The organism is Lentzea sp. NPDC004789, assembly GCF_053601075.1.
In genome coordinates this window covers 268,338-288,928 of the sequence record NZ_JBSGBE010000007.1, presented here as the reverse complement: position 1 = coordinate 288,928, position 20,591 = coordinate 268,338, and the positions used below count along the sequence as shown (strand labels likewise).

At 68.4% G+C, this 20,591-nt stretch carries 20 protein-coding genes; 9 read left to right on the top strand and 11 right to left on the bottom strand.

The window, feature by feature from the left end; genetic code table 11:
• Positions 1-64: 64 nt before the first annotated feature.
• Positions 65-1,291, bottom strand: a complete 1,227-nt coding sequence (locus tag ACWEIJ_RS18920) for a branched-chain amino acid ABC transporter substrate-binding protein (RefSeq protein ID WP_449838457.1) — start codon at positions 1,289-1,291, stop codon at positions 65-67.
• Between the two features lie 450 nt (positions 1,292-1,741).
• On the opposite strand from ACWEIJ_RS18920, the gene ACWEIJ_RS18915 reads away from it, so the two are divergent.
• On the top strand, positions 1,742-3,154 hold the full coding sequence (locus tag ACWEIJ_RS18915) for a hypothetical protein (RefSeq protein WP_449838456.1): 1,413 nt from the start codon (positions 1,742-1,744) through the stop codon (positions 3,152-3,154).
• Here ACWEIJ_RS18915 and ACWEIJ_RS18910 read toward each other — a convergent pair.
• The 4 genes from ACWEIJ_RS18910 to ACWEIJ_RS18895 all read right to left on the bottom strand — a co-directional run bounded on the left by ACWEIJ_RS18910 (position 3,135) and on the right by ACWEIJ_RS18895 (position 5,789).
• Positions 3,135-3,746 (bottom strand): ANTAR domain-containing response regulator, encoded by a 612-nt coding sequence (locus ACWEIJ_RS18910; RefSeq protein ID WP_355436108.1) that lies wholly within the window; start codon positions 3,744-3,746, stop codon positions 3,135-3,137. The genes ACWEIJ_RS18915 and ACWEIJ_RS18910 overlap by 20 nt on opposite strands.
• 42 nt (positions 3,747-3,788) lie before the next feature.
• Complete coding sequence (locus ACWEIJ_RS18905; protein ID WP_449838455.1) at positions 3,789-4,607, bottom strand: hypothetical protein; 819 nt, start codon at positions 4,605-4,607, stop codon at positions 3,789-3,791.
• A 226-nt stretch (positions 4,608-4,833) separates the two neighbouring features.
• Positions 4,834-5,436, bottom strand: a complete 603-nt coding sequence (locus tag ACWEIJ_RS18900; protein WP_449838454.1) for a hypothetical protein — start codon at positions 5,434-5,436, stop codon at positions 4,834-4,836.
• Entirely contained in the window at positions 5,433-5,789 is a 357-nt protein-coding gene (locus tag ACWEIJ_RS18895) for a PLDc N-terminal domain-containing protein (RefSeq protein ID WP_449838453.1), read from the bottom strand. The genes ACWEIJ_RS18900 and ACWEIJ_RS18895 overlap by 4 nt, the downstream gene beginning before the upstream one ends.
• A 469-nt stretch (positions 5,790-6,258) precedes the next feature.
• Here ACWEIJ_RS18895 and ACWEIJ_RS18890 point away from each other — a divergent pair, with 469 nt between their 5' ends.
• From ACWEIJ_RS18890 to ACWEIJ_RS18880, 3 genes are read left to right on the top strand one after another with little or no spacing between them, the layout of a single operon-like run.
• Complete coding sequence (locus ACWEIJ_RS18890) at positions 6,259-7,845, top strand: thiamine pyrophosphate-binding protein (protein WP_449838452.1); 1,587 nt, start codon at positions 6,259-6,261, stop codon at positions 7,843-7,845.
• A 30-nt stretch (positions 7,846-7,875) separates the two neighbouring features.
• Positions 7,876-9,255, top strand: a complete 1,380-nt coding sequence (locus ACWEIJ_RS18885; RefSeq protein ID WP_449838451.1) for an ArnT family glycosyltransferase — start codon at positions 7,876-7,878, stop codon at positions 9,253-9,255.
• A 22-nt stretch (positions 9,256-9,277) separates the two neighbouring features.
• Positions 9,278-9,763, top strand: coding sequence for a DinB family protein (locus ACWEIJ_RS18880; protein WP_449838450.1), 486 nt, complete (start codon positions 9,278-9,280; stop codon positions 9,761-9,763).
• 21 nt (positions 9,764-9,784) lie between these two features.
• Here ACWEIJ_RS18880 and ACWEIJ_RS18875 read toward each other — a convergent pair whose 3' ends face one another.
• Positions 9,785-10,513 (bottom strand): HEAT repeat domain-containing protein, encoded by a 729-nt coding sequence (locus ACWEIJ_RS18875; RefSeq protein ID WP_449838449.1) that lies wholly within the window; start codon positions 10,511-10,513, stop codon positions 9,785-9,787.
• A gap of 7 nt (positions 10,514-10,520) precedes the next feature.
• Positions 10,521-11,438, bottom strand: coding sequence for a LysR family transcriptional regulator (locus ACWEIJ_RS18870; protein WP_449838448.1), 918 nt, complete (start codon positions 11,436-11,438; stop codon positions 10,521-10,523).
• An 82-nt stretch (positions 11,439-11,520) separates the two neighbouring features.
• Between ACWEIJ_RS18870 and ACWEIJ_RS18865 the strand changes: the two genes are divergently transcribed.
• The 5 genes from ACWEIJ_RS18865 to ACWEIJ_RS18845 all read left to right on the top strand — a co-directional run bounded on the left by ACWEIJ_RS18865 (position 11,521) and on the right by ACWEIJ_RS18845 (position 17,647).
• The gene (locus ACWEIJ_RS18865; protein ID WP_449838447.1) at positions 11,521-13,005 is read left to right on the top strand and encodes an aldehyde dehydrogenase family protein; all 1,485 of its coding nucleotides are present in this window, start codon (positions 11,521-11,523) and stop codon (positions 13,003-13,005) included.
• A gap of 1 nt (position 13,006) precedes the next feature.
• Positions 13,007-14,146, top strand: coding sequence for an NAD(P)/FAD-dependent oxidoreductase (locus ACWEIJ_RS18860; RefSeq protein WP_449838625.1), 1,140 nt, complete (start codon positions 13,007-13,009; stop codon positions 14,144-14,146).
• 10 nt (positions 14,147-14,156) lie between these two features.
• The gene (locus tag ACWEIJ_RS18855; RefSeq protein ID WP_449838446.1) at positions 14,157-15,275 is read left to right on the top strand and encodes a Glu/Leu/Phe/Val family dehydrogenase; all 1,119 of its coding nucleotides are present in this window, start codon (positions 14,157-14,159) and stop codon (positions 15,273-15,275) included.
• Positions 15,276-15,399: 124 nt separating this feature from the next.
• On the top strand, positions 15,400-16,485 hold the full coding sequence (locus tag ACWEIJ_RS18850) for a CaiB/BaiF CoA transferase family protein (RefSeq protein ID WP_449838445.1): 1,086 nt from the start codon (positions 15,400-15,402) through the stop codon (positions 16,483-16,485).
• Between the two features lies 1 nt (position 16,486).
• The gene (locus tag ACWEIJ_RS18845) at positions 16,487-17,647 is read left to right on the top strand and encodes an acyl-CoA dehydrogenase family protein (RefSeq protein WP_449838444.1); all 1,161 of its coding nucleotides are present in this window, start codon (positions 16,487-16,489) and stop codon (positions 17,645-17,647) included.
• Between the two features lie 69 nt (positions 17,648-17,716).
• Here the strand turns inward: ACWEIJ_RS18845 and ACWEIJ_RS18840 are convergent, their stop codons facing one another.
• Genes ACWEIJ_RS18840 through ACWEIJ_RS18825 form a run of 4 tightly spaced genes read right to left on the bottom strand, consistent with a single transcriptional unit; the run spans position 17,717 to position 20,556 of the window.
• The gene (locus ACWEIJ_RS18840; protein WP_449838443.1) at positions 17,717-18,418 is read right to left on the bottom strand and encodes a peptidylprolyl isomerase; all 702 of its coding nucleotides are present in this window, start codon (positions 18,416-18,418) and stop codon (positions 17,717-17,719) included.
• 51 nt (positions 18,419-18,469) lie between these two features.
• Positions 18,470-18,799 (bottom strand): hypothetical protein, encoded by a 330-nt coding sequence (locus tag ACWEIJ_RS18835; protein ID WP_449838442.1) that lies wholly within the window; start codon positions 18,797-18,799, stop codon positions 18,470-18,472.
• A 60-nt stretch (positions 18,800-18,859) separates the two neighbouring features.
• Positions 18,860-19,486 carry a response regulator gene (locus ACWEIJ_RS18830; RefSeq protein ID WP_449838441.1) on the bottom strand — a complete coding sequence of 209 codons (627 nt, stop codon included), beginning with the start codon at positions 19,484-19,486 and terminating at the stop codon, positions 18,860-18,862.
• Positions 19,483-20,556, bottom strand: coding sequence for a sensor histidine kinase (locus ACWEIJ_RS18825; protein ID WP_449838440.1), 1,074 nt, complete (start codon positions 20,554-20,556; stop codon positions 19,483-19,485). The genes ACWEIJ_RS18830 and ACWEIJ_RS18825 overlap by 4 nt, the downstream gene beginning before the upstream one ends.
• Between the last annotated feature and the right edge of the window lie 35 nt (positions 20,557-20,591).

Below are 20,591 nucleotides of genomic sequence, written 5' to 3'. Positions count from 1 at the left end.
AACAGCGGGGGCGAGCAAACAACGCCCGCCCCCGCCGTGGCTTCAATCAGTAATTAGGTAGTCGTCAGCCGGTGAACGTGCCGGTCTGAACGTCCTTCCACTTGCCAGAGGTCACCGAGTAGACGGTCAGGACCTTGTTGGTGCTGTCGCCGTACTGGTCGAACTTGACCTCACCGGTGGCGCCGGAACCGCTGTACGAGCCGACGTTGGTCAGCATCGCGTCACGCTTCGACTCGTCCCAGGCAGCGCCGTCGACGGTCTTGGCCAGCGCGCCGATCAGGGCGTTCGTGGCGTCGTAGGAGAACGCACCGTAGGCGGCGTAGTCCTCCTTGCCGTACTTCGCCTTGTACGCGTCGACGAAGGCCTTGGCCGTGGCCAGCGACTCGACCGGCGCGCCGACGGAGGTGGCGAGGTCGCCTTCCTTGCCGCCCAGGTCGATGAACTTCTGGTCGAAGATGCCGTCGCCGCCCATCAGCGGAACGTTGAGACCGGCGGACGCCATCTGCTTCGACAGCGGACCCGCGGCCGGGAACTCACCGCCGTAGTAGACGGCGTCGGGCGAGAGGGCCTTGATCTTGGAGACGACGCCGGAGAAGTCGGTGTCCTTCTCGCCGACCTTCTCGGAGCCGACGATCTTGCCGCCCTTCTTGGCGACCTGCTTCGCCAGCTCGGCGGCGAGGCCCTCACCGTAGGTCTTGCCGTCGGTGATGATCGCGATGTTCTTCTTGCCGGCCTTCTCGACGAGGTAGTTGGCCGCGTACGGGCCCTGCAGGTCGTCGGTGGCGCAGACGCGGAAGTAGTTCTCGTACTGGCGCTTCGGAGCGGTCAGGAAGTCGTTGCCCCTGGTCAGCGTCGGGTTCGTGTTGGCGGGCGACACCTGAGGGATCTTCTTCTCCTTCAGGATCGGCTGCACCGTCTGGGCGACCGACGAGTTCAGCGTGCCGACGACACCGATGACGGTCGGGTCGGTCGACAGCTTCGTGGCGGCCTGGCCACCCTTGGCGGGGTTGGCCTCGTCGTCCTGCGGGGACAGGGCCAGCTTGTAGCCCTTGACCGTGCACTTCTTGTTGGCCTCTTCCACCGCGAGATCGGCGGACTGCTTGATGCCGATACCGAGAGCGGACAGGTTCCCGGACAGCGGGGCGACAACACCGATGGTCAGAGTGCCCTTCGACGTGTCGCAGCTGCCCCCGTTGTTACCGCCTGCCTCGTTCTTGTTCGAGCTGCAGGCCGCAAGAACAAGCAGCGCTGCGCCGACAATCGCTGCGGACTTCACAGAGTGCTTACGCACGTGATGTCCCTCCTCTATCCCTGCTCCCGGCGACGCGAGTTCTCCGCGCACCGCTCCATCACCCTCTCCTGAGGGATGCCGGGAACCTAGGCGATGACTGTGACCCCAGTCATCAACGCCAATGGGCTCGTGACCATAACGCAACGCGGCGTTATGTTTGACTTGAGCAACGTCACATAACGTAACCTTCGTTCACTCTTTGGACGGCTGCCATAACGTGAACGTATGACTCCGCGTCGTCGGGTGATCGCCGGTGTCGGTGCCGCCGCCGTCCTGGTCGCGGCGGTTCTCGTCCTGCGCGAAACCGACGACCGTGGTAATGGCTCCAGCTCAGAGCCTGTTCGGCTGACACGGTACGCGGCGGATTTCGTCACCTTGCCGTCTCAACCGGCGGCGCTGCCACCGCCATCCTCCGCATGGAGCAGTGGCGGCCGGATCCAATGGGCGCCCGTGCCCGGTGCGGCCGGGTACGAGGTGTTCGGCAGGCTCGTGGCGTCGCCCGAGATCGCGGGCTCCGGACGTCCCGACGTGCGGACCGTGGACGCGTTCGGCCAGCGCTCGATCCCGGTTCGCGCCGAGGAACGCCCTGGAGACGACACGTGGCGCCGGGCGTACCCCGGATCGCTGGACGACTTCGACGACACGTTCCTGGAGCGCCGCTACCACCTGAGCGGCCGGACTGGCTGCGTGAACCCCAGCTCCGGGTCCAACGGCCGGTTGGTGATCGACATGCCGTGCGGGAACGACACGGCGGTGTTGCGCGCACGGTCGCCGCTGCGGCTGGACGAGGCGGACGAGCTGGGCCGGGTGGTCGTCGTGACGGACGCGGCCGGGCCGCACGGGAAGCTGGAGCTCGACCTCGTGCCCGGAACCCCGGACCACGTCGGGCCCGTCCCACCCGCCGACGCGATCCGAGTGGTGGTGGACGACTCCGTCGCGCCCGGCACGCGTGGTGCGGGCATTCCGCATCGATTCGAAGTAGTACTGACACGCGCTGGTGTGCGCGTTCTGCAGGATGGCGCGCAGATCGCGGCGTCGTCCGTCGTGCCGCAATGGCGTGAGGCGAGCGTGCTGATCGGGCTGACGCCGCCGCCCGCCTATCCCGGACGCGTGGTGGTCGACGCGCTCGGCCTGAGCGGGTCGAAACCGCAGGTGGACGAGGTGATCGAGACACGGCTCGTGGCAGGGACGCTGCGCGTGCTGGAGCCGGATGAGGAGGCGCCAGGCATCGGCGTGGCGCGCACACCGTTGCGTGAAGCCCCATCCGCGCGGTTACGGGCAACGATCCGGATCGGCACCGGCGGCGACGTGAACGGCCTGGTCGCGCAGCTCGGTTCGGCACTGGTGCCGTTGCGGCCGGTGGTGAGCGGCTGGTCCGGCGCTCGGGACAGCGAGCTGACCGTGGCCGGGGACGTGCCGGCGGCGTTGCTCGGGCCGGCGGGACCGGACGCGTTGACGCCGTTCGTGCTGCGGATGCCCGGCGCGTCGCAGGCCCAGGTGCTGGAGAGCTACCTGGAGGTGCCGGGCCGGTCGCCGGTGCAGCTGGAGAACGCCCCGGACGAGCAGGCTCCCGTGCTGCCGGTGATGACGGCTGAGTTCACCGCTGTGACCACGAACGAGGCGACGCTGGTGGTCACACTCGACGGCGCCGCGGCGCGATCAGTGGCGCGGACAGCGGGCTTCGAGGTGTACATCGACAGCGGTCACGTGGCGACGATGCCGATACCGGGTGGTGTCGGCGGCCGGCACGAGCTGCGGATCTCGCTGAAGGGCAGCCACAACGTCGAAGTCCGCCTGCGCCCGGAGGATCCCCTGGCGCAGACGGACTCTCGCTGGCTCGACCTCAGCCGAAGTTCTCGATGACGGCCTCGGCGACGGCCTTCATCGTCGTGCGGCGGTCCATGGCGGTGCGCTGCACCCACCGGAACGCCTCCGGCTCGCTCAGACCCTGCTTGGTCATGAGGATGCCCTTGGCCCGCTCCACGACCTTGCGCGTCTCCAGTCGCTCGGTGAGCCCGGCGACCTCCTGCTCCAGCGCCGCCAGCTCGTTGAACCGGCTGATCGCCAGCTCGATCGCGGGCACGAGGTCCCGCTTGGCGAACGGCTTGACCAGGTAGGCCATCGCACCGGCGTCGCGGGCGCGTTCGACCAGGTCGCGCTGGCTGAACGCGGTGAGGATCACGACCGGCGCGATCCGGTTGCCCGCGATGTGCTGCGCCGCCTCGATCCCGTCGACCTTGGGCATCTTCACGTCCAGGATCACCAGGTCGGGGTTGAGCTCGGTCGCGAGCTTGATGGCCTCTTCACCATCTGCGGCCTCACCCGCCACGTCGTAGCCCTCTTCGCGCAGCATCTCGACGAGGTCGAGACGGATCAGCGCCTCGTCCTCGGCGACCAGTACGCGTGGGGCCTTGCGCGTGGCTTCGGACTGGGCCTCGGCAGCCTGCTGGGTCACCGGGGTCCTCCTGACGATCGTTCCTGCGGGCGAAAGCGCAGTCTACCGGCGGGGAGGCCGCTGATCAGGCTCACCAGCCGTGACGGCAGACACGAACTCCTCGGGCCACGGATAGGTCCGCACGCCCTCCTCGACGTCCTGGGCGGGCACTTCGAGGCGGCGAAGCGCGATCTCGCGGCCGGTCCCGAAGTCCGGGTGGGCGAGTTTCTCCCTGATCTCGTTCTCCTGCGGGCCACCTGGCCACTCGACGAACCACCCGGTGCCCATCGGAAGTGCTCGCAGCCAGCTCGCGTCATGCCACAGGTGTACCCGGCGCAGTAGAGCGCTCCCAGTGGCCGCTTCGGCGATTTCCTCATCTGTACCGCCGCCATCGGTGTACTCGATGCCGCGGAACTCGTGCATCCAGCGCACGTACCGCATGCCCAGGTCCCAGGCGTGCTCGTCGACGCCGAGGAGGACCACCCCGGCGGCACCGGTGGTCAGCTCGGCCGACCGCCGGTACTGCCGGTGCTCCAGGCCCGCGACGCCCAGGCCGTAGCCGCCCTCGGTGCGCGGCAGCAGCTCGAACAGCAACGGGCCGAGTGCCCGTTCGGTCAGGTGCAGCTTGAGGGTCTCCCCCGGTTCCACCGCCCGGAACGCGTGCGCGGGCCTGACGATGCTCGCCGGCGGCATCAGCTGGAGCATGCTCGCGGCGGTGCACCCCGCGAGCAGCACCCTGGCTTCCAGTTGCCGCTGAGCCGCGGTGGCCGCGTCGGGCAGCAATCGCCCGTCGCGCACGGCGGGCACCGCCTGGGAGAGGTTCTCGCCCGTGTAGGCGCGCCGCAGATCCGCCAGCTGGTCCGTGATGGACAGACGTGCCATGACAGCAGTCCTCGTTTCCGCCGCCCGGCTCGGCACGACAAGGACGCATGTGTCACGCGTCTACGTGGTCGGTTCGCTTCGGTGAGCAGGAGTTCCTGAACACTGCGGCGGAGTGTGCCGCTCACTGCCGGGGAGCGGCTCCAGCCTCACGTCTGCTCGGACGCCGTCGACCACGTTACCGGACCAGCACAGTGTTTTTCCCGAGGCGTTTCTCGGGCGGCTGGGTCTAGTCGGCGCCCACGATCAGCTTGTATTTGACGTCGACCTCTTTGCCTCCGGCCGAACCGCGGATCACCAGCTCGTGCTCACCGGCCGCGGGCGGGCCGATCCACGCGTACAGGCCGCAGCCGACCGAGTTGATCCGGCCGACCTGGGAGCCGAAGGGGTTGCCCGCGCGTGCTTCGTAGGTGAACGGCGTGGCGGACACCCTCGTCAACGCCTGCGTCGAACCGTCCAGCAGCACCTCGCCCTGGGCACCCTTCATGAACCTCTCGCAGTCGGAGACCTCGCCCGCGAGGTTCACGACGGGGGCCAGCAGCGGCTTGGCGGCCGGGACCCGGCACTGCCGTTCCACCGGACCGTCGCCGAGCGACCCGGCGAGCAGCCAGACCTCGACGGGCTGGTCGCGCATGCAGAACCGCCCGGAGGTGTCGGACACCGGATTGCTGTTGGAGGGCTGCGACGCCCAGGTCCACCAGCGCGACTGGAACTCACCCGGCGTCAGCTTGTCCGAAGTGGACGTCTGGGGAGCTGTGGGTGGGGCCGCCAGCTGCGCGTTACCTCCGCAACCGGCTAGCAGAACAACTAAGAACAGCAGGACTTTCCTCACTGGTTCTCGCGTCCCTTGCGTCGTTGTTCCTCCGCGCGCTCACGGCAGCGGCGCAGGAACTCCTCGTCGTCGTCAGGATTGGTGGCCGCGAACCGCCCCGGCCGGTTGTACTCGGGAAAAGCAGAGGCATCGCGCTCGTACGCACCGAGGCGCGCGCGTCCGGTCCCCACCACCGGACGGCCCGCGACGAGCCACGCGATCGAGCCCACCAACGGGAACAGCAGGACCAGGAGAAGCCAGACCATCTTCGGCAGATTGCGGACCGATCCGTCGTCGGTCGTGATCACGTCCACGACGGCGAAGATCGTGAGGCACAGCGTCACCACTCCGAACAGCCCACCGAAGTACAGCATCTCCTACCCCCCAGGTCGTGCGGTCGCGCACATGGTGACACAACCGTCACGCTCTGAACATGGTTTACCCTTCAATCACCCGGCCCAATTCGCGAAGTCGTGACGCTTTCGTGAACAAATCCCTCCCTTCTTCTTCACCAGAGGGGCAGCCGGCGATGTCACAGCAGGTCGGAGCGGGAGGCGGCACCGGTTCCGACTCGGCCGACAGGTCCATCGCGGTGGTCCGAACCGGGCAACCGATTCACTCTCGCGGGTGAAGCGGTTGAGCGCGGAGCCTGAATTCCGCACACGCCGCGACGTTCCCGTCGATTGCATTTCCCGCGAATCCACATGAGATTTCACCGAGCGCTCCGCGACTTCGTCAACGCACAATGCACGCCGCTCGGACGCATGAAGGCTTCTGACGCTGAGCACCAGACCTGCTGCGCACCCGTTGCCTCGTCCGTAAGCGGGCCTTAGCGTCGGCCGCATGCCCAACGGTGCCGAGAGCTTGCTGGAAGTGCTGGCCGCCCACGACGTCGAGGTCGTGTTCGGCCTGCCAGGTGTGCACAACCTCGCCATCTGGGAGGCGCTTGAGAAGCACAAGGGCATCCGCATGATCGGCGTGCGGCACGAGCAGACAGCGGTGTACGCGGCCGACGGCTACGCACGCGCCACGGGCAGGCTTGGCGTAGCGGTCGTGACGACCGGGCCCGGCGCGGCCAACACGCTCGGTGCCACGGGCGAGGCGTGGGCGTCGGGCAGTCCGGTGCTCGTGATCGCCACGGACATCCCGAGCACGCTGCGGCAGCCCGGCGTGTACCGGGGTGTGCTGCACGAGACGCGTGACCAGAAGGCCATGTTCGGTCCGGTGACCAAGGCGTCGTTCGACGTACCCGCCCCGCACGAGCTCGGCGCGTTCGCCGACAAGGCGGTGCAGACGGCGATGCAGAGCCCGCACGGGCCCGTTTATCTGGGTGTACCAACGGACTTCCTGTCCGCTGAGGCACCCCGCCACACGCCCGCGAAGGTCGTGCCCGACCACCTGGTCCCGGACCTCACCGAGGCCGAACGGCTGATCGCGCAGGCGCGGCGGCCGCTGATCTGGGCGGGTGGCGGAGCGGCGCGGTCGGGCGCGGGTGCGGCGGTAGGGGCGTTGGCGGAGAAGCTCAACGCACCGATCGTCACCACCTACGGGGCGCGAGGGCTCACGGACAGCCCGTACGTCGTCAGGGGCCCGGTGCACGCGCCGCCGGTCGGGAAGTTGTGGGACGAGGCCGATCTGGTGATCGCCGTCGGCACCGACTTCGACGGCATGATGACGCAGAACTGGTCGCAGCCGAAGCCACCGAGGTTGCTCGCGATCAACATCGACAAGGCCGAGGCCGACAAGAACTACCCCGCGGACGTCACGCTCGAAGGTGACGCGGCGGCCGTCACCGAGGCGCTCGCGGCCCGGGTGAGTGCCAAGGACGGCACCGTCGACGTCGACGCGGTCAACGCGGAGGTCCAGGCCCTGGTCGAGGCGGACTCGCCGGAAGCCGCGAAGTTGTTGCGAGCGCTCGAAGGCGAGACCGCCACGATCGTCGCGGACATGTGCATCCCCGGCTACTGGATCGGCGGTTTCCACCACGTCACCAAGCCGCGCGGGCTGGCCTATCCGGTCGGCTGGGGAACGCTCGGGTTCGGGTTCCCGGCGGCGATCGGCGCGGCACTCGACGGCCGGACGATCGCGGTCGTCGGCGACGGCGGGTTCCTGTTCGCGTGCGGAGACCTGGCGACGCTCAAGCAGGAAGGCCTGCCGCTGACGATCGTCCTCGTCGACGACGGCGGGTACGGCATGCTCCGGTACGACCAGCAGGTCGCCGGCCACGCCATCAGCGGGGTGGACCTCACGAGGCCCGACTTCGCGAAGCTCGCGGAGAGCTTCGGCATTCCCGCGGTCACGCTCGACGGGTTCGACGGGCTGAAGGAGGCGCTGGGCAACGCCGACGGGCCCACCATGATCGTGGTCAGCGCGAGCCTCAAGCCGCCGGTCAACACCTCGCCCCGCTGGTACCGCAAAAACGCCACCTGATCATTCACCTGCTGGGTACCGTCCGAGCCCATGAGACGTGGGCTGGGGATCGTGCTCGCCGTGCAGGCGGTGGTGCTGACCGCGTTGTCGGGACGGTACGGGTTCCACCGCGACGAGCTGTACTTCATCGCGGCGGGAAAACGGCCCGACTGGGGGTACGTCGACCAGCCGCCGATCACGCCGATCCTCGCGCGTCTCGCCACGGCGGCGTTCGGCGAGACCCCGGTCGGTCTCCGGGTGATCGCCACGCTGCTCGCGCTCGCCACCACGGTCGTGGTGGCGCTGATCGCGAAGGAACTGGGCGGTGGCGCGGTCTTCGCGGCCGCCGCTTCGGCCACGTCGACGTTCGTGCTCGCGGTGAGCCACATGCTGTCCACCGCCACGGTGGACCTGTTGGTCTGGGTGCTCATCGGGTACTTCTCGGTCAGGCTGCTGAAGACGCGCGACGGACGCTGGTGGCTCGCGCTCGGCGCGGCCGCCGGGATCGGGCTCGCCAACAAGTGGTTGCTGCTCCTGCTGCTCGCCGCGCTGGCGGTCGCGTTGCTCGTGACCGGGCCGCGGGACGTGTTGCGCACGTGGTGGCTGCCGGCCGGCCTGGCGGTGTGCGCGGTGATCGCCGCGCCGGTCGTGGCGTGGCAGGCGATGCACGGCTTCCCGTTGCTCACGGTCGCGCGCGGCATCAGCGAGGACGACGGCGCCGAGAACCGGATCATGTTCGTGCCCATGCAGATCCTGATGCTGTCGCCGTTCCTGGTGCCGGTGTGGGTGATCGGTTTCCGGAACCTGTGGCGCGACAGGACGTTCCGCTCGCTCGCCCTCGCGTACCCGATCCTGTGCGTGCTGTGCCTTGTGACGGGCGGCAAGCCGTACTACGCCGTGCCGTTGCTCCTCGTGCTCGTGGCCGCGGGTGCGCGCCAGAGCCAGGAGTGGTTGGTGCGCCGCAAGGTTCTCGGCGGCGTGCTGGTGGCGCTGAGCGTTGTGCCCGCCCTCGTCGGCTCGTTGCCGATCCTGCCGGCGAGCGCCCTGGCACCGGTCATCGCGATCAACCCGGAACAGGGCGAGCAGGTCGGCTGGCCCGAGTTCGCCGGCACCGTCCAGAAGGCGTGGCAGGCGAACGGCCGTCCCATCGTGATCACCCGCAACTACGGCCAGGCCGGCGCGATCGAGGCCTACACGAAGATCCCCGTCTATTCCGGACACATGTCGTTCTACGACTGGGGACCACCCCAGACGTTGGACAAGAAGGTGCTGCTCGTCGGCTTCGACAAGCTGCCGTTCAACGGGTGCAAGCGCGTTGGGCAGCACCACAACGTCATCGAGAACGAAGAGGACGGCACGCAACTGTGGACGTGCACCGCGCCCTCCGGGACATGGGAAGAGATCTGGCCGGCGCTACGACACTTCTACTGACCGCGCTGGCAGACTCCTCCAGGTGACCAGAACCTGGCCGACCAACCACGCCACCGACGAAGGCGTCCTCGCCTGGCAGTTCCTGGACTTCCTGCGCAGGACCGCCGTGCTGAAGGTCGGCGGGCTGACCCGCGACCAGGCAGCGGCCGCCCCGATCGCCACCTCGCCGAAGCTGACCGCGCTCGGCGTGCTCAAGCACCTCGTCGCCGTCGAACGGTACTGGCTGGGCATCGCGGGCGCGGGCCTCGACCTGCCGTCGTTGTGGGAGGGCAGCCCAGACCCGTCGTGGGACCTCACCGACGACGACACACCCGAGTCGCTCATCGAGGCGTACCAAGCGGAATGGGCCAATGCCGAGGCTCTGAAGAAGTACCGCCCTGACGACAACGCGGCGAACGACAAGTTCACCGTGCGGTGGATCCTGGCCCACGTGGCCCAGGAGACGGCGCGCCACGTCGGCCATCTGGATCTGCTCCGCGAGCTCGCGGACGGGCAGACCGGCGAGTGACCGGCGACCGGCCGAGCTGGCTCAGTGCTCGCCTGGCCACAGAGGCGCCAGCGGTGCCACCACGCCGTCCAGCGCGTTGTCGACGATCGCACCGCCGAGCGGCATCAGCGTCGCCCGCGATCGCACCAGACGATCACGCAGCGCCGGCAGTGCCAACGCGGCGGCCGCCTGCTCGACGACCTCCTGGCGGTCGTGCTGCAGGCACCCGGCCAGCGCCTCGGCCGCGGCCTCCACCTGGACCCCGGACCTCGCGAGGCGCCGGACCGCCGCGGCCGCCTCGCTGCGAACCCGCCACTTCGCGTCGCGCAGGCGCCCGATGACCGGCGGAAGGGCAGCCGGGTCGGCGGTATCGCCCAGGGCGGTGACCGCGATCAGACGGCGGGTGGCGAGCCAGTGCGTCGCGTCCGACGTGATGCGCCCGACCGGGTCGGCGTTGCGCAGCCTGGTGATGCCGTAGAGCCACACCCACGGACTGCGGTAGACCTCCCGGCCGAGCCGGCGGCGAACCGGGCCGTCGGTCATCTCGTAGAAGTACCGGAGCGCGTACTGCGGATCGCGGTACGGATCGCGTTCCGCGAGCACCCGGCACAGCAGCGGGCGTGCCGGGCCCGCGTCGTCCAGGCTGTCGAGGATGATTTCCTCGACCAGCGGTTCGGTGCTGTCCATCAGAATTCTGATGTGGGCGCGCAGATCCGGCGATCCCCAGTCCCGGATCCCAGCCAGCGCCCCGTCGCTGCTGAGTTCCCCCATTTCTCCATCATGGCGGATTTATGTAGCCGCCCACAGCCGTTTGGCAAACTTCCTGCAGAGCATTTACCGCGTCACGAAGCAACGGGTTCGTATTCGCGGTGCGGTGGACGACGTGCACGTGCCGGCGCAAGGGCTTGTGCCGCAACGGCATTGCGTGCGTGCCCGGTAGCGCTTTGTAACCGAGAGCAGGCACGAGCGCGACGCCGACACCGGCTGCGACAAGGGACTGCACAACCTCGTAGTCGTTGCTTCGGAAAGCAATTTTCGGGGCGAAACCCGACGCCGCGCACAACCGCGTCAGGCAGGTGGCACCGGAAGTGCCATCGCGCGAGGCGATCCAGCGTTCGTCTTTCAGATCTTCGAGTTTGACGTTGTTCTTGGCGGCCGGATGATCGACCGGCACCATGACCAGGAGCGATTCGTTCAGCAACGGCAGCACGGTCAGCTCTTCCGGCCAGGTCTGCGGTACGAGGTCGTAGGCGTAGACCAGCGCCAGGTCGAGCTCACCGGTCAGCACGAGCGGCAGCACGTCCTCCGGCTCGGCCTCGTCCAGGCGGATCTCGGCGTCCGGCAGGTCCGCCGAGAGCTTCGCCAGCGCCCTCGGCACCACCCGTGCGCTCGCCGTGGGGAACGTGCCGATGCGCAGGCGGCCGCGCAGACCCTGCACCATCGCCTTGACCTCGTGCTCGAAGCCGTCGAACGCGGCGAGCAGCTCGCCACCGCGGTCGGCGATCAGCACGGCCGCGCTGGCCGGCCTGATCGAGTGCGCCTCACGTTCGAAGAGCGACACACCGACAGCGCGTTCGAACGCCGAGATCTGCTGCGAGACGGCCGACGACGTGTAGCCGAGCCGGCGAGCCGCCTCGGCGAACGACCCCGTCTTCACGACCTCGACGAGCGTGCGGAGATGGACCGGGTTGAGCACCAGGACAGCTTATGCTCGACGTCGCGAGGTTTCATTCTGCGACCCCTGGCGGAACCACCGGGTAACCGCCAGGGTGGGGTGCATGCCCTATGTCTCCACGAACCCGTCGAACACCTCCGACGTGGTCACCGAGATCGAGCTCGGGACCAGCCGCACCTTCGTCGACGCAGCACAGCGGGCGAAAGCGGCACAGCGCGCGTGGGCCCGCGTGCCCGCGCCCGTGCGTGGACAGGTCATCGGCAACATCGGCCGCCTCGTCGAGGCGAACTTCGAGCCGCTCGCCCAGCTGGTGACCCGCGAGATCGGCAAGCCGATCGCGGAGGCCCGCGGCGAGGTGCAGGAGATCGTGGACACCTGCAACTTCTTCGTCGGCGAGGGCAGGCGCCTCTACGGGCACACCGTGCCGTCGGAGATGACCGACAAGCAGCTCTTCACCTTCCGCAACCCGGTCGGCGTCGCGGCGATCATCACCGCCGGCAACTTCCCGGTCGCCGTGCCGTCCTGGTACATCGTGCCCGCGCTGCTGTGCGGCAACTCCGTCGTCTGGAAGCCCGCCGAGTACTCCGCCGCGTCGGCCCAGGCCTTCTACGACGTGTTCCAGGCAGCCGGCCTCCCGGACGGCGTGTTCGAGATCGTCTTCGCCGAGGGGTCCGAGACGTTCAACGGCCTGGAGCAGGCACTGCAGGACGGTCTGGTCGACAAGGTCGGCTTCACCGGGTCCAGCGAGGTCGGTGTGCGCATCGGCGAACTCTGCGGACGCCACCTCCAGACGCCGTGCCTGGAGCTCGGCGGCAAGAACCCGATGGTCGTCACCGAGGACGCGGACCTCGACCTGGCCGTGCAGGGCGCGCTGTTCGCCGGTTTCGGCTCCGCGGGCCAGCGGTGCACCTCGCTCGGCACAGCGATCGTGCACGAGTCCGTGTACGACGAGTTCCTGTCCCGCTTCGTCGAGGCCGTCACGGCCGCCGCGGTGGGCGACCCGACCGGCGATGTCCTCTACGGACCGCTGCTGGACGAGAAGTTCGCGCTGGCGTACGAGAAGTACCTCGGCTGGGTCGGCGAACACCACACGGTGCACGGTCCGACCGGCCGCATCACGGCTGCCAACCCGCGCAACGGTTTCACTGGTGACAACGGCTTCTTCTACCACCCCGCAATCGTTTCCGGTGTGCGTGCCGATGACGAGCTGTTCCTGCAGGAGACCTTCGGGCCGATCGTCGGCGTCATGAAGTACTCGGACCTGGACGAGGCGATCGAACTGGGCAACAAGCCGGGCTACGGCCTGTCGTGCTCGATCTACACCACGGATCCGAACAAGGCCTTCCGGTTCCGCGCCGGCATCTCCGCCGGCATGGTGAGCGTCAACAACTCGACGTCCGGGGCCGAAGCGCACCTGCCGTTCGGCGGGAACGGCAAGAGCGGCAACGGCTCCCGGCAGTCGGGCGTGTGGGTGCTCGATCAGTTCACCCGCTGGCAGTCCATGAACTGGGACTACTCGGGGAAGCTGCAGAAGGCGCAGATGGACACGCTCGAGATCGGGGCGAACCTTGACTTCCGCCTCCCCTGAGCTGCCTTCTCAGGCCGAGGTGGTCGTCATCGGCGGTGGGGTGATCGGCACATCCATTGCCTTTCACCTCGCCGAGGCAGGCGTCCGGGATGTCGTTGTCGTGGAGCGGGATGAGCTGGGGTCCGGCTCCACCTGCAAGGCAGCGGGTGGAGTGCGCGCCCAGTTCTCCGACGAACTGAACATCAGGCTCGGCGCCCGATCACTCGAAGCGTTCCAGCGCTTTCCGCAGCGTCCCGGGCAGGAGATCGATCTCCACCAGGTCGGCTACCTGTTCCTCCTCTCTTCTCGGGAACACGTCACGGCGTTCGAGCGCAACGTCGACCTCCAGAACTCCCTCGGCGTGCGCAGTCGAATGCTGACTGTCGAGGAAGCGCAACGGATGTCACCGCTGATCGAAACGGACGGCCTGCTCGCGGCGACCTTCTCGCCGGACGACGGACACTGCACGCCTGAGTCCGTGGTCCTCGGTTATGCCACCGCGGCCCGCCGGTTCGGTGTCCGTTTCCACACCAGAACCACCGTGAGATCGATCGTAGGGACGGGGTCTGACACTTTTCGCGTCCAGACCGACCGCGGCGAGGTCTCGACGGGGAATCTGGTCTGCGCGGCGGGCGCGTGGTCGAGGTCGATCGGCGAGATGGTGGGCGTTGACCTGCCGGTTTCTCCCCTGCGGCGGCAGGTCATGTTCACCGAGCCCATGCCCGAGCTACACGAACGGGTGACTCCGTTCACCATCGACTTCGGCAGCACCTTCTACTTCCACCGCGAGGGCCGCGGGCTGCTGTTCGGCATGTCCGACCCTGAAGAGACGCCGGGGTTCAAGCTCGACATGTCCGACGCGTGGCTGCCCAGGCTGACGGCCGCGATCGAACGGCGGGCGCCGCGGCTGCTGGACGTGGGTGTGCGCAACGGGTGGGCCGGGCTGTACGAGGTGACGCCCGACCACAACGCGCTGATCGGCTCGGCCGGCCGCTTCTTCTACGCCACGGGCTTCTCCGGGCACGGCTTCCTGCAGGGCCCCGCGGTCGGCGAGGTCGTGCGCGACCTCGTGCTGGGGCGCGAGCCCTTCGTCGACGTGTCCAGTCTGGACGCCTCCCGGTTCGCCGCCGACCAGGCGCGGCCGGAACTCAACTGCGTGTGAGGGACTGCTGATGGACGTTCTCCAGCTCATGGACGAGTGGGGGCCTGAGAAGGTCGTCTGCGTGTCCGACCGGCGCACCGGCATGAGAGGTGTGCTCGTCATCGACAACACCGCGCGCGGCATGGGCAAGGGCGGCACGCGGATGAGCCCGTCCGTCACCGTCGCGGAGATCGCCCGGCTCGCGCGCGTGATGACGTGGAAGTGGGCGGGCGTCGACCTGTTCTTCGGCGGGGCGAAGGCGGGCATCGTGTTCGATCCTTCCTCTCCCGGCAAGGAAGCGGCGCTGCGGGCCTTCGCGCGCAAGCTCTCGAACGAGGTGCCGCGCGAGTACGTGCTCGGGCTCGACATGGGCCTCACCGAACGGGACGCCGCGATCGTCCAGGACGAACTGTCGGACCGCGGCGCTATGATGGGCGCACCGGCTCAACTCGGCGGTCTTCCGTACGACGAGCTGGGCGTCACCGGGTTCGGCGTGGCCGAGGTGGCGGACGAACTAATGGTGTTGCGCGGCAAGCGCATCGCCGTTCAGGGTTTCGGTGCGGTCGGTGCCGCAGCGGTTCGGCGCTTCGCCGAACTCGGCGCGGTCGTCGTGGCGGTGTCGTCGGTGCACGGCGCGTTGGTCGATCCCAACGGCCTGGACGTGGCGCGGCTGCTGGACTTGCGGGCGTCGTTCGGTGATCTCGCGGTCAAGGAGTACGGGCCGGTTCAGGCGCTGGGTGCGGAGCTTCGCGCGTCGTGCGACGTGCTGGTGCCGGCCGCGATGCAGGACGTGATCGACGCGGATCTCGCGGGCGAGCTCGACGCCACCCTGGTGGTGGAGGGCGCGAACCTGCCGACTTCCGTTGCGGCGCAGGAGGTGCTGGCCGCTCGCGGCATCACGGTCGTGCCGGACTTCATCGCGAACGCGGGCGGCGTGGTCGCGGCGGCGTTCGGGATGGACGCGCGGTACTCGCCGTTCCCGGTGAAGCCGGAGACGGTGCTGGACGTGGTGTCGTCGAAGCTGAGGGCGAACGCGGCGCACATCGTCGTGGAAGCCCGGAACCGGTGCACCACCACGCACGTGGCCGCGCGCGAGCTGGCACAGGAACGCGTGCTGGCCGCGATGAAGCTGCGGGGACGGGTCGCATGAGCCCGCTCGACGCGGCGCGTGCGCAACAACGACGACCGAATCCGTCGCAGTCGCCCGAAAACACCCTGAACACAACAGAACACGGTGCACACCCGGCACCCTCCACAACAAGGAGGCCGGTCGCATGAGCGCCCTCGACGGCGTTGTGATCGCGGACTTCAGCCGAGTGCTGGCCGCTCCGTACGCCACGATGGTGCTGGGCGACCTCGGCGCCGAGGTGATCAAGGTCGAGCAGCCCGGTCGTGGCGACGAGACCCGCACGTGGGGTCCGCCGCACTTCGAGGGCGAGGCGACGTACTTCCTGTCCGTCAACAGGAACAAGACGTCCGTGCAGATCGACCTGTCCACCCAGGCGGGCCGGGAACGGGCGCGCGAGCTGATCGCGCGTGCGGACGTGGTGGTCGAGAACTTCAAACCGGGAACCATGAAGAAGTTCGGGCTGGACTACGAGTCGTTGGGGCGTGACGACCTCGTGTACTGCTCGATCTCGGGGTTCGGTTCGGGCAAGGGTGCGGATCTGCCCGGCTACGACCTGCTCGCGCAGGCCGTGGGCGGGTTGATGAGCGTGACCGGGCCTGGTCCGGGCACGCCGGTGAAGACCGGGGTGGCGCTGGTCGACGTGCTGACCGGGTTGCACGCGTGCGTCGGCATCCTGGCGGCGTTGCGGCACCGGGAGGCGACCGGGCAGGGACAGCTCGTCGAGCTGGACCTGTTGTCGGTGCTGCTGTCGAGCATGGTGAACCAGAGCGCGGGCTTCACGCTGGCGGGTTCCGTCCCGGAGCCGATGGGCAACCGTCATCCGTCGATCGCGCCGTACGAGGTGTTCCCGACGGCTGATCAGCCGATCGTGCTCGCGGTGGGCAACGACCGGCAGTTCCGCCGGCTGTGCTCGGTGCTGGACGTGCCGGAGCTCGCCACGGACGATCGGTTCGTGACGAACTCCGGGAGGGTCGAGCACGTCGACGAGCTGTTCGAGGTGCTGTCGGCACGGCTGCGGACGCATCCGGCGCAGCACTGGTTCGAGACCCTGACACCGCTCGGGGTTCCGTGCGGTCCGGTGAACGACATCGCGCACGCGTTCGCGCTGGCGGAGTCGCTGGACCTCAACCCGACCGCGACGATCGGCGACATGACGCTCGTCGCGAACCCCATCCGCCTGTCGCGCACGCCGGTCACCTACCGGCTGCGCCCGCCGAAGCTGGAGCCGTGAAGTGCAGGACCCGTTGCAGTTGCTGGACATCCCGTCGCTGCTGAGCGACGAGGAGCGCGACATCCAGGCCACCGTCGCGACGTACCTGTCCGACCACGTGCGGCCGCACATCGCCTCCTGGTTCGAGGAGGGGATGCTGCCGCGCGAGCTCGCGCGGGAGCTGGGCAAGCTCGGTGTGCTCGGGATGCACCTCGAAGGGTACGGGTGCGCGGGGACGTCGGCGCTGGCGTACGGGCTCGCGTGCCTGGAGCTGGAGGCCGTGGACAGCGGGATCCGGAGCTTCGTGTCGGTGCAGGGCTCGCTGTCGATGTACTCGATCTGGAAGTACGGGTCGGAGGAGCAGAAGCAGGAGTGGCTGCCGCGGCTGGCCGCCGGTGAGGCGATCGGGTGCTTCGGGCTGACCGAGCCGGACTTCGGCTCCAACCCGTCAGGGATGCGCACGCGGGCCGTCCGGAACGGGGCCGACTGGGTGCTCAACGGCACCAAGATGTGGATCACCAACGGCGGGCTGGCCGACGTGGCGACCGTGTGGGCCCAGACCGAGGAGGGAGTCCGCGGATTCCTGGTCCCGCGCGGCACGCCAGGATTCTCGACGCAGGACATCAAGCACAAGCTGTCGATGCGGGCGTCCGTCACCTCCGAACTGGTTCTGACCGACGTGCGGCTCCCGGAAAGCGCGCGACTGCCGCTCGCGACCTCCCTGCGCGCTCCTCTCTCGTGCCTGAACGAGGCGCGGTTCGGGATCGTGTTCGGCGCGGTCGGCGCCGCGCGGGACTCGTTGCAGGCGGCGCTCGGCTACTCCGGCACGCGCATCCAGTTCGACAAGCCGATCGCCGCGTTCCAGCTGACGCAGCGGAAGCTGGCGACGATGTCCGTGCAGGTCAGCAACGCGATGCTGCTCGCGTTGCACCTCGCGAGGCTCAAGGAGGCCGGTACGCTGAAGCCCGAGCAGATCAGCATGGGCAAGTACAACAACGTGGAGGCGGCCATCGCGATCGCGCGGGAGAGCCGGACGATCCTCGGCGCGAACGGCATCTCGTCGGAGTACTCCCCGCTGCGGCACGCCAACAACCTGGAATCCGTCCTCACCTACGAGGGCACGTCGGACATCCACCTGCTGTCCATCGGTCAGGCGTTGACCGGGATCTCCGCGTTCCGCTGAGGACGAGAACCGCCGGACCACCTGACGACCAGGTGATCCGGCGGTTCTCGATGCGCTCTGCAGAACGGGCTAGCACACCGTGACGCGCTTGAGCTCCGCCTTGAGGTTGGGGCGGCCGTCCTGCGGGTTGTCCCCCGCGATGCCGCCGGCCGCGATCTTGTCGAGGGTCTTCAGGCCCTCCGGCAGGATCGTGCCGAACACCGTGTAGTTCGGGCGCAGGATCGAGTCGGTCTGCACGAGGAAGAACTGGCTGCCGTTCGTGTCCGGACCGGCGTTGGCCATCGCGAGCGTGCCGCGCGGGTAGATGCGGCGCAGGCCGGTCGGGTCGTTCGGCGCGGGCTTCAGGTCCGTCGGCAGCTCGTCCTTGTACTTGTAGCCGGGGCCGCCCTCACCGGTGCCGGTCGGGTCGCCGCACTGCAGCACCTTCAGCGTCGAGTACGCGGTGAGGCGGTGGCACTCGGTCTTGTCGTAGAAGCGGTGCTCCGCCAGGTGAACGAAGCTGTGCACCGTGCACGGGGCCTTGTCGCGGTCCAGGATCATGGGGATGTCGCCCTGGTTCGTCCTGATGTGGACGAACACCTTTCCCTTGGTGCGCCTGGGGTCCTTCGGCACGGGCACCGGACGGGCGGCAGGATCATCCGGCGTCGGCGTGATGCCGCAGTCGATCCGGGCCTGCGCGTCCTGGGCTTCGACGTCCGCCGATGCGGTTCCGGTGGTGATGAATCCAACGGCCAGTGCCGCCACTGCCAGACCAGCTGCGATTCGCCTCATGCGCGATTCCTAGTGGAACCGCCGGTGTCCCGGCAAGGGTTAACGGATCACTCAGTTGTCGGTGTCCTCGGTGATCTCGTACTCGCACGTCGCGTTTTGCCCCGAGTTCGAGATCTCCTTCTCCTTCTCGACGCGCAGCCTGCAGGTGACCTGGTTGTCCGACTTGACCTTCAGTGTGATCTTGCCGAGCGCGTTGGCGAGCATCGCGCGGTTCTTCACCGGCAGGTCAACGGTTTCGGACTGCGACGCACCGCCGGGAACGGTGAGGGCGAGCTCGGCCTTGCCGCTGCCCTCGATGTCGTAGAACGCCTCGTAGGTGTAGCTCTTCTGGCCGCAGGCCGCGAGGGCCAGCACGGGAATCAGCAGGAGGAGTTTCTTCATGGCTCGAATTCTGGTGATGGGTTCGCGCCGGCACTTCTGTCCGCGGAGGGGTTGCGGGTCCTACTTTTGGCCGACCAACCGGGATTCCCAGGCCCAGGCGGCGATCTCGACGCGGTTGCGGGCGTCCAGTTTGGCCTGAACGCTGGCCAGGTGGGTTTTCACCGTGCCGATGGAGATGAACAACTCTTGCGCGATCTCCGCGTTCGTCTTGCCGATGGCGGCGAGCTTCACGACGTCGAGCTCGCGCGCGGAGAGGTTGTGCGGCTGTTGCTGTGACGGCGTGTTCATGTGCTGCAACAGCCTGACCGTGACTGACGGGCTGATGAGCGCATCGCCCGTGACGGCCGCACGGATCGCTTCGATGAGCAGGTTGGGGCCGGCGTCCTTCAGGAGGAAACCGCACGCGCCGTTCTTGAGCGCTGTGTGCACGTACTCGTCGTGATCGAACGTCGTGCACACAACTACGTTGACGTCGTTCGCGATCTGTTTGAGCGCTTCGAGACCGTCCATGCGCGGCATGCGGATGTCCATCAACGCGACATCCGGTTTGGTGCGGCGTGCCTCGGCCACTGCCTCAACACCGTCCTGAGCCTCCGCCACGACCTCGATGTCGGGCTCGGCGGCCAGAATCATGCCGAAGCCCGTACGCACCATCGCCTGGTCGTCCGCGACGAGAACCCTGATCACGCGGTCACCTTTCCGGTCGGGAGTGCGGCGTCGACGACCCAGCCGCCGTCGATGCCCGGCCCCGCCTTGATCCTCCCGCCGAGCGCCTGCACGCGTTCGGTGAGTCCGATGAGGCCGAAGCCGTTGCCCTGCCGCGCGGGCCTGCCGTCGTTGACGACCCGGACGGTCACCCAGTCCGGTGACGTCTGGATCTGGACGTCCACTTTGGTCGCTTCCCGCGCGTGTTTCCTGATGTTGGTCAACGACTCCATCACCACTCGGTGGACGGAACCGGCGATCTCCACCGGCATGGTCCGGGTGTCGCCGTGGATTTCGAGGGTGGCCCGCGGCTCGGCCTCGATGAGCGGCTCGATGTCGACGATGCCCGCGACCGGTGCGACGGGAACGTCGTCGCGGAGCATGCCGACCATGCGGCGCATGGCGGTCATGGCTTCACCACCCGCTTCCTCGATGCGTTCGAGGGCCTGCCTGGCCTGCTCGGGGTTGCGTTCGACGATCCGGCCCGCACCCTGGGCGAGCACGACCATGCCGGTGATGTGGTGGCCCACGAAGTCGTGCAGGTCCCTGGCGAACTCGGCGCGCTGCTCGGCCTGCACGGCGGCGACCTGCTTCTCGCGGGCGTTGTTCAGCAGGCGCAGGTAGCCGACGAGCGCGAGCACTCCGATGGCGACGACGAGCAGGCCCATCGCCAACGTCAGCTCGGTGGGCCCGAGCGGGAACCGCAAGGGCTGGGTGACCAGCGCGATCACGATCCCGGCGAGCAGCGGCGCGTCCCAGCGCGACCTCGCCCGGTGGGCCGTGATCGCCAGCACGCCGGTCAGCGCCAGGGTCTCGGCCAGGCCGAACTCCTTGTCCAACGGGTTGACCAGCGTGAACGTGACGGACGCGAGGACGGACGACGCGGCCAGCGCCCGGTTGGGCCGCAGCCAGGCGAACGCGGCCAGCACGATGCACCCGAACGCGGCCCAGCCGGTCCACGGGTAGAGGCCCGGCGACTTGAACAGGCCGTAGTAGGCGTCCACGAACGCGGCGGCGACCAGTGCGGCGATCGCGCCGTACTTCCAGAGCATGGCCATGACCTTATGCACTCGGGCGCGGTCCGCAG

Coding starts and splice junctions, on each gene's coding strand:
- ACWEIJ_RS18885 (WP_449838451.1), top strand. CDS start 7,876: ATGAGACGTGGGCTGGGGATCGTGCTCGCCGTGCAGGCGGTGGTGCTG.
- ACWEIJ_RS18895 (WP_449838453.1), bottom strand. CDS start 5,789: ATGCTGTACTTCGGTGGGCTGTTCGGAGTGGTGACGCTGTGCCTCACG.
- ACWEIJ_RS18890 (WP_449838452.1), top strand. CDS start 6,259: ATGCCCAACGGTGCCGAGAGCTTGCTGGAAGTGCTGGCCGCCCACGAC.
- ACWEIJ_RS18855 (WP_449838446.1), top strand. CDS start 14,157: ATGGACGTTCTCCAGCTCATGGACGAGTGGGGGCCTGAGAAGGTCGTC.
- ACWEIJ_RS18840 (WP_449838443.1), bottom strand. CDS start 18,418: ATGAGGCGAATCGCAGCTGGTCTGGCAGTGGCGGCACTGGCCGTTGGA.
- ACWEIJ_RS18835 (WP_449838442.1), bottom strand. CDS start 18,799: ATGAAGAAACTCCTCCTGCTGATTCCCGTGCTGGCCCTCGCGGCCTGC.
- ACWEIJ_RS18825 (WP_449838440.1), bottom strand. CDS start 20,556: ATGCTCTGGAAGTACGGCGCGATCGCCGCACTGGTCGCCGCCGCGTTC.
- ACWEIJ_RS18850 (WP_449838445.1), top strand. CDS start 15,400: ATGAGCGCCCTCGACGGCGTTGTGATCGCGGACTTCAGCCGAGTGCTG.
- ACWEIJ_RS18875 (WP_449838449.1), bottom strand. CDS start 10,513: ATGGGGGAACTCAGCAGCGACGGGGCGCTGGCTGGGATCCGGGACTGG.
- ACWEIJ_RS18865 (WP_449838447.1), top strand. CDS start 11,521: ATGCCCTATGTCTCCACGAACCCGTCGAACACCTCCGACGTGGTCACC.
- ACWEIJ_RS18905 (WP_449838455.1), bottom strand. CDS start 4,607: ATGGCACGTCTGTCCATCACGGACCAGCTGGCGGATCTGCGGCGCGCC.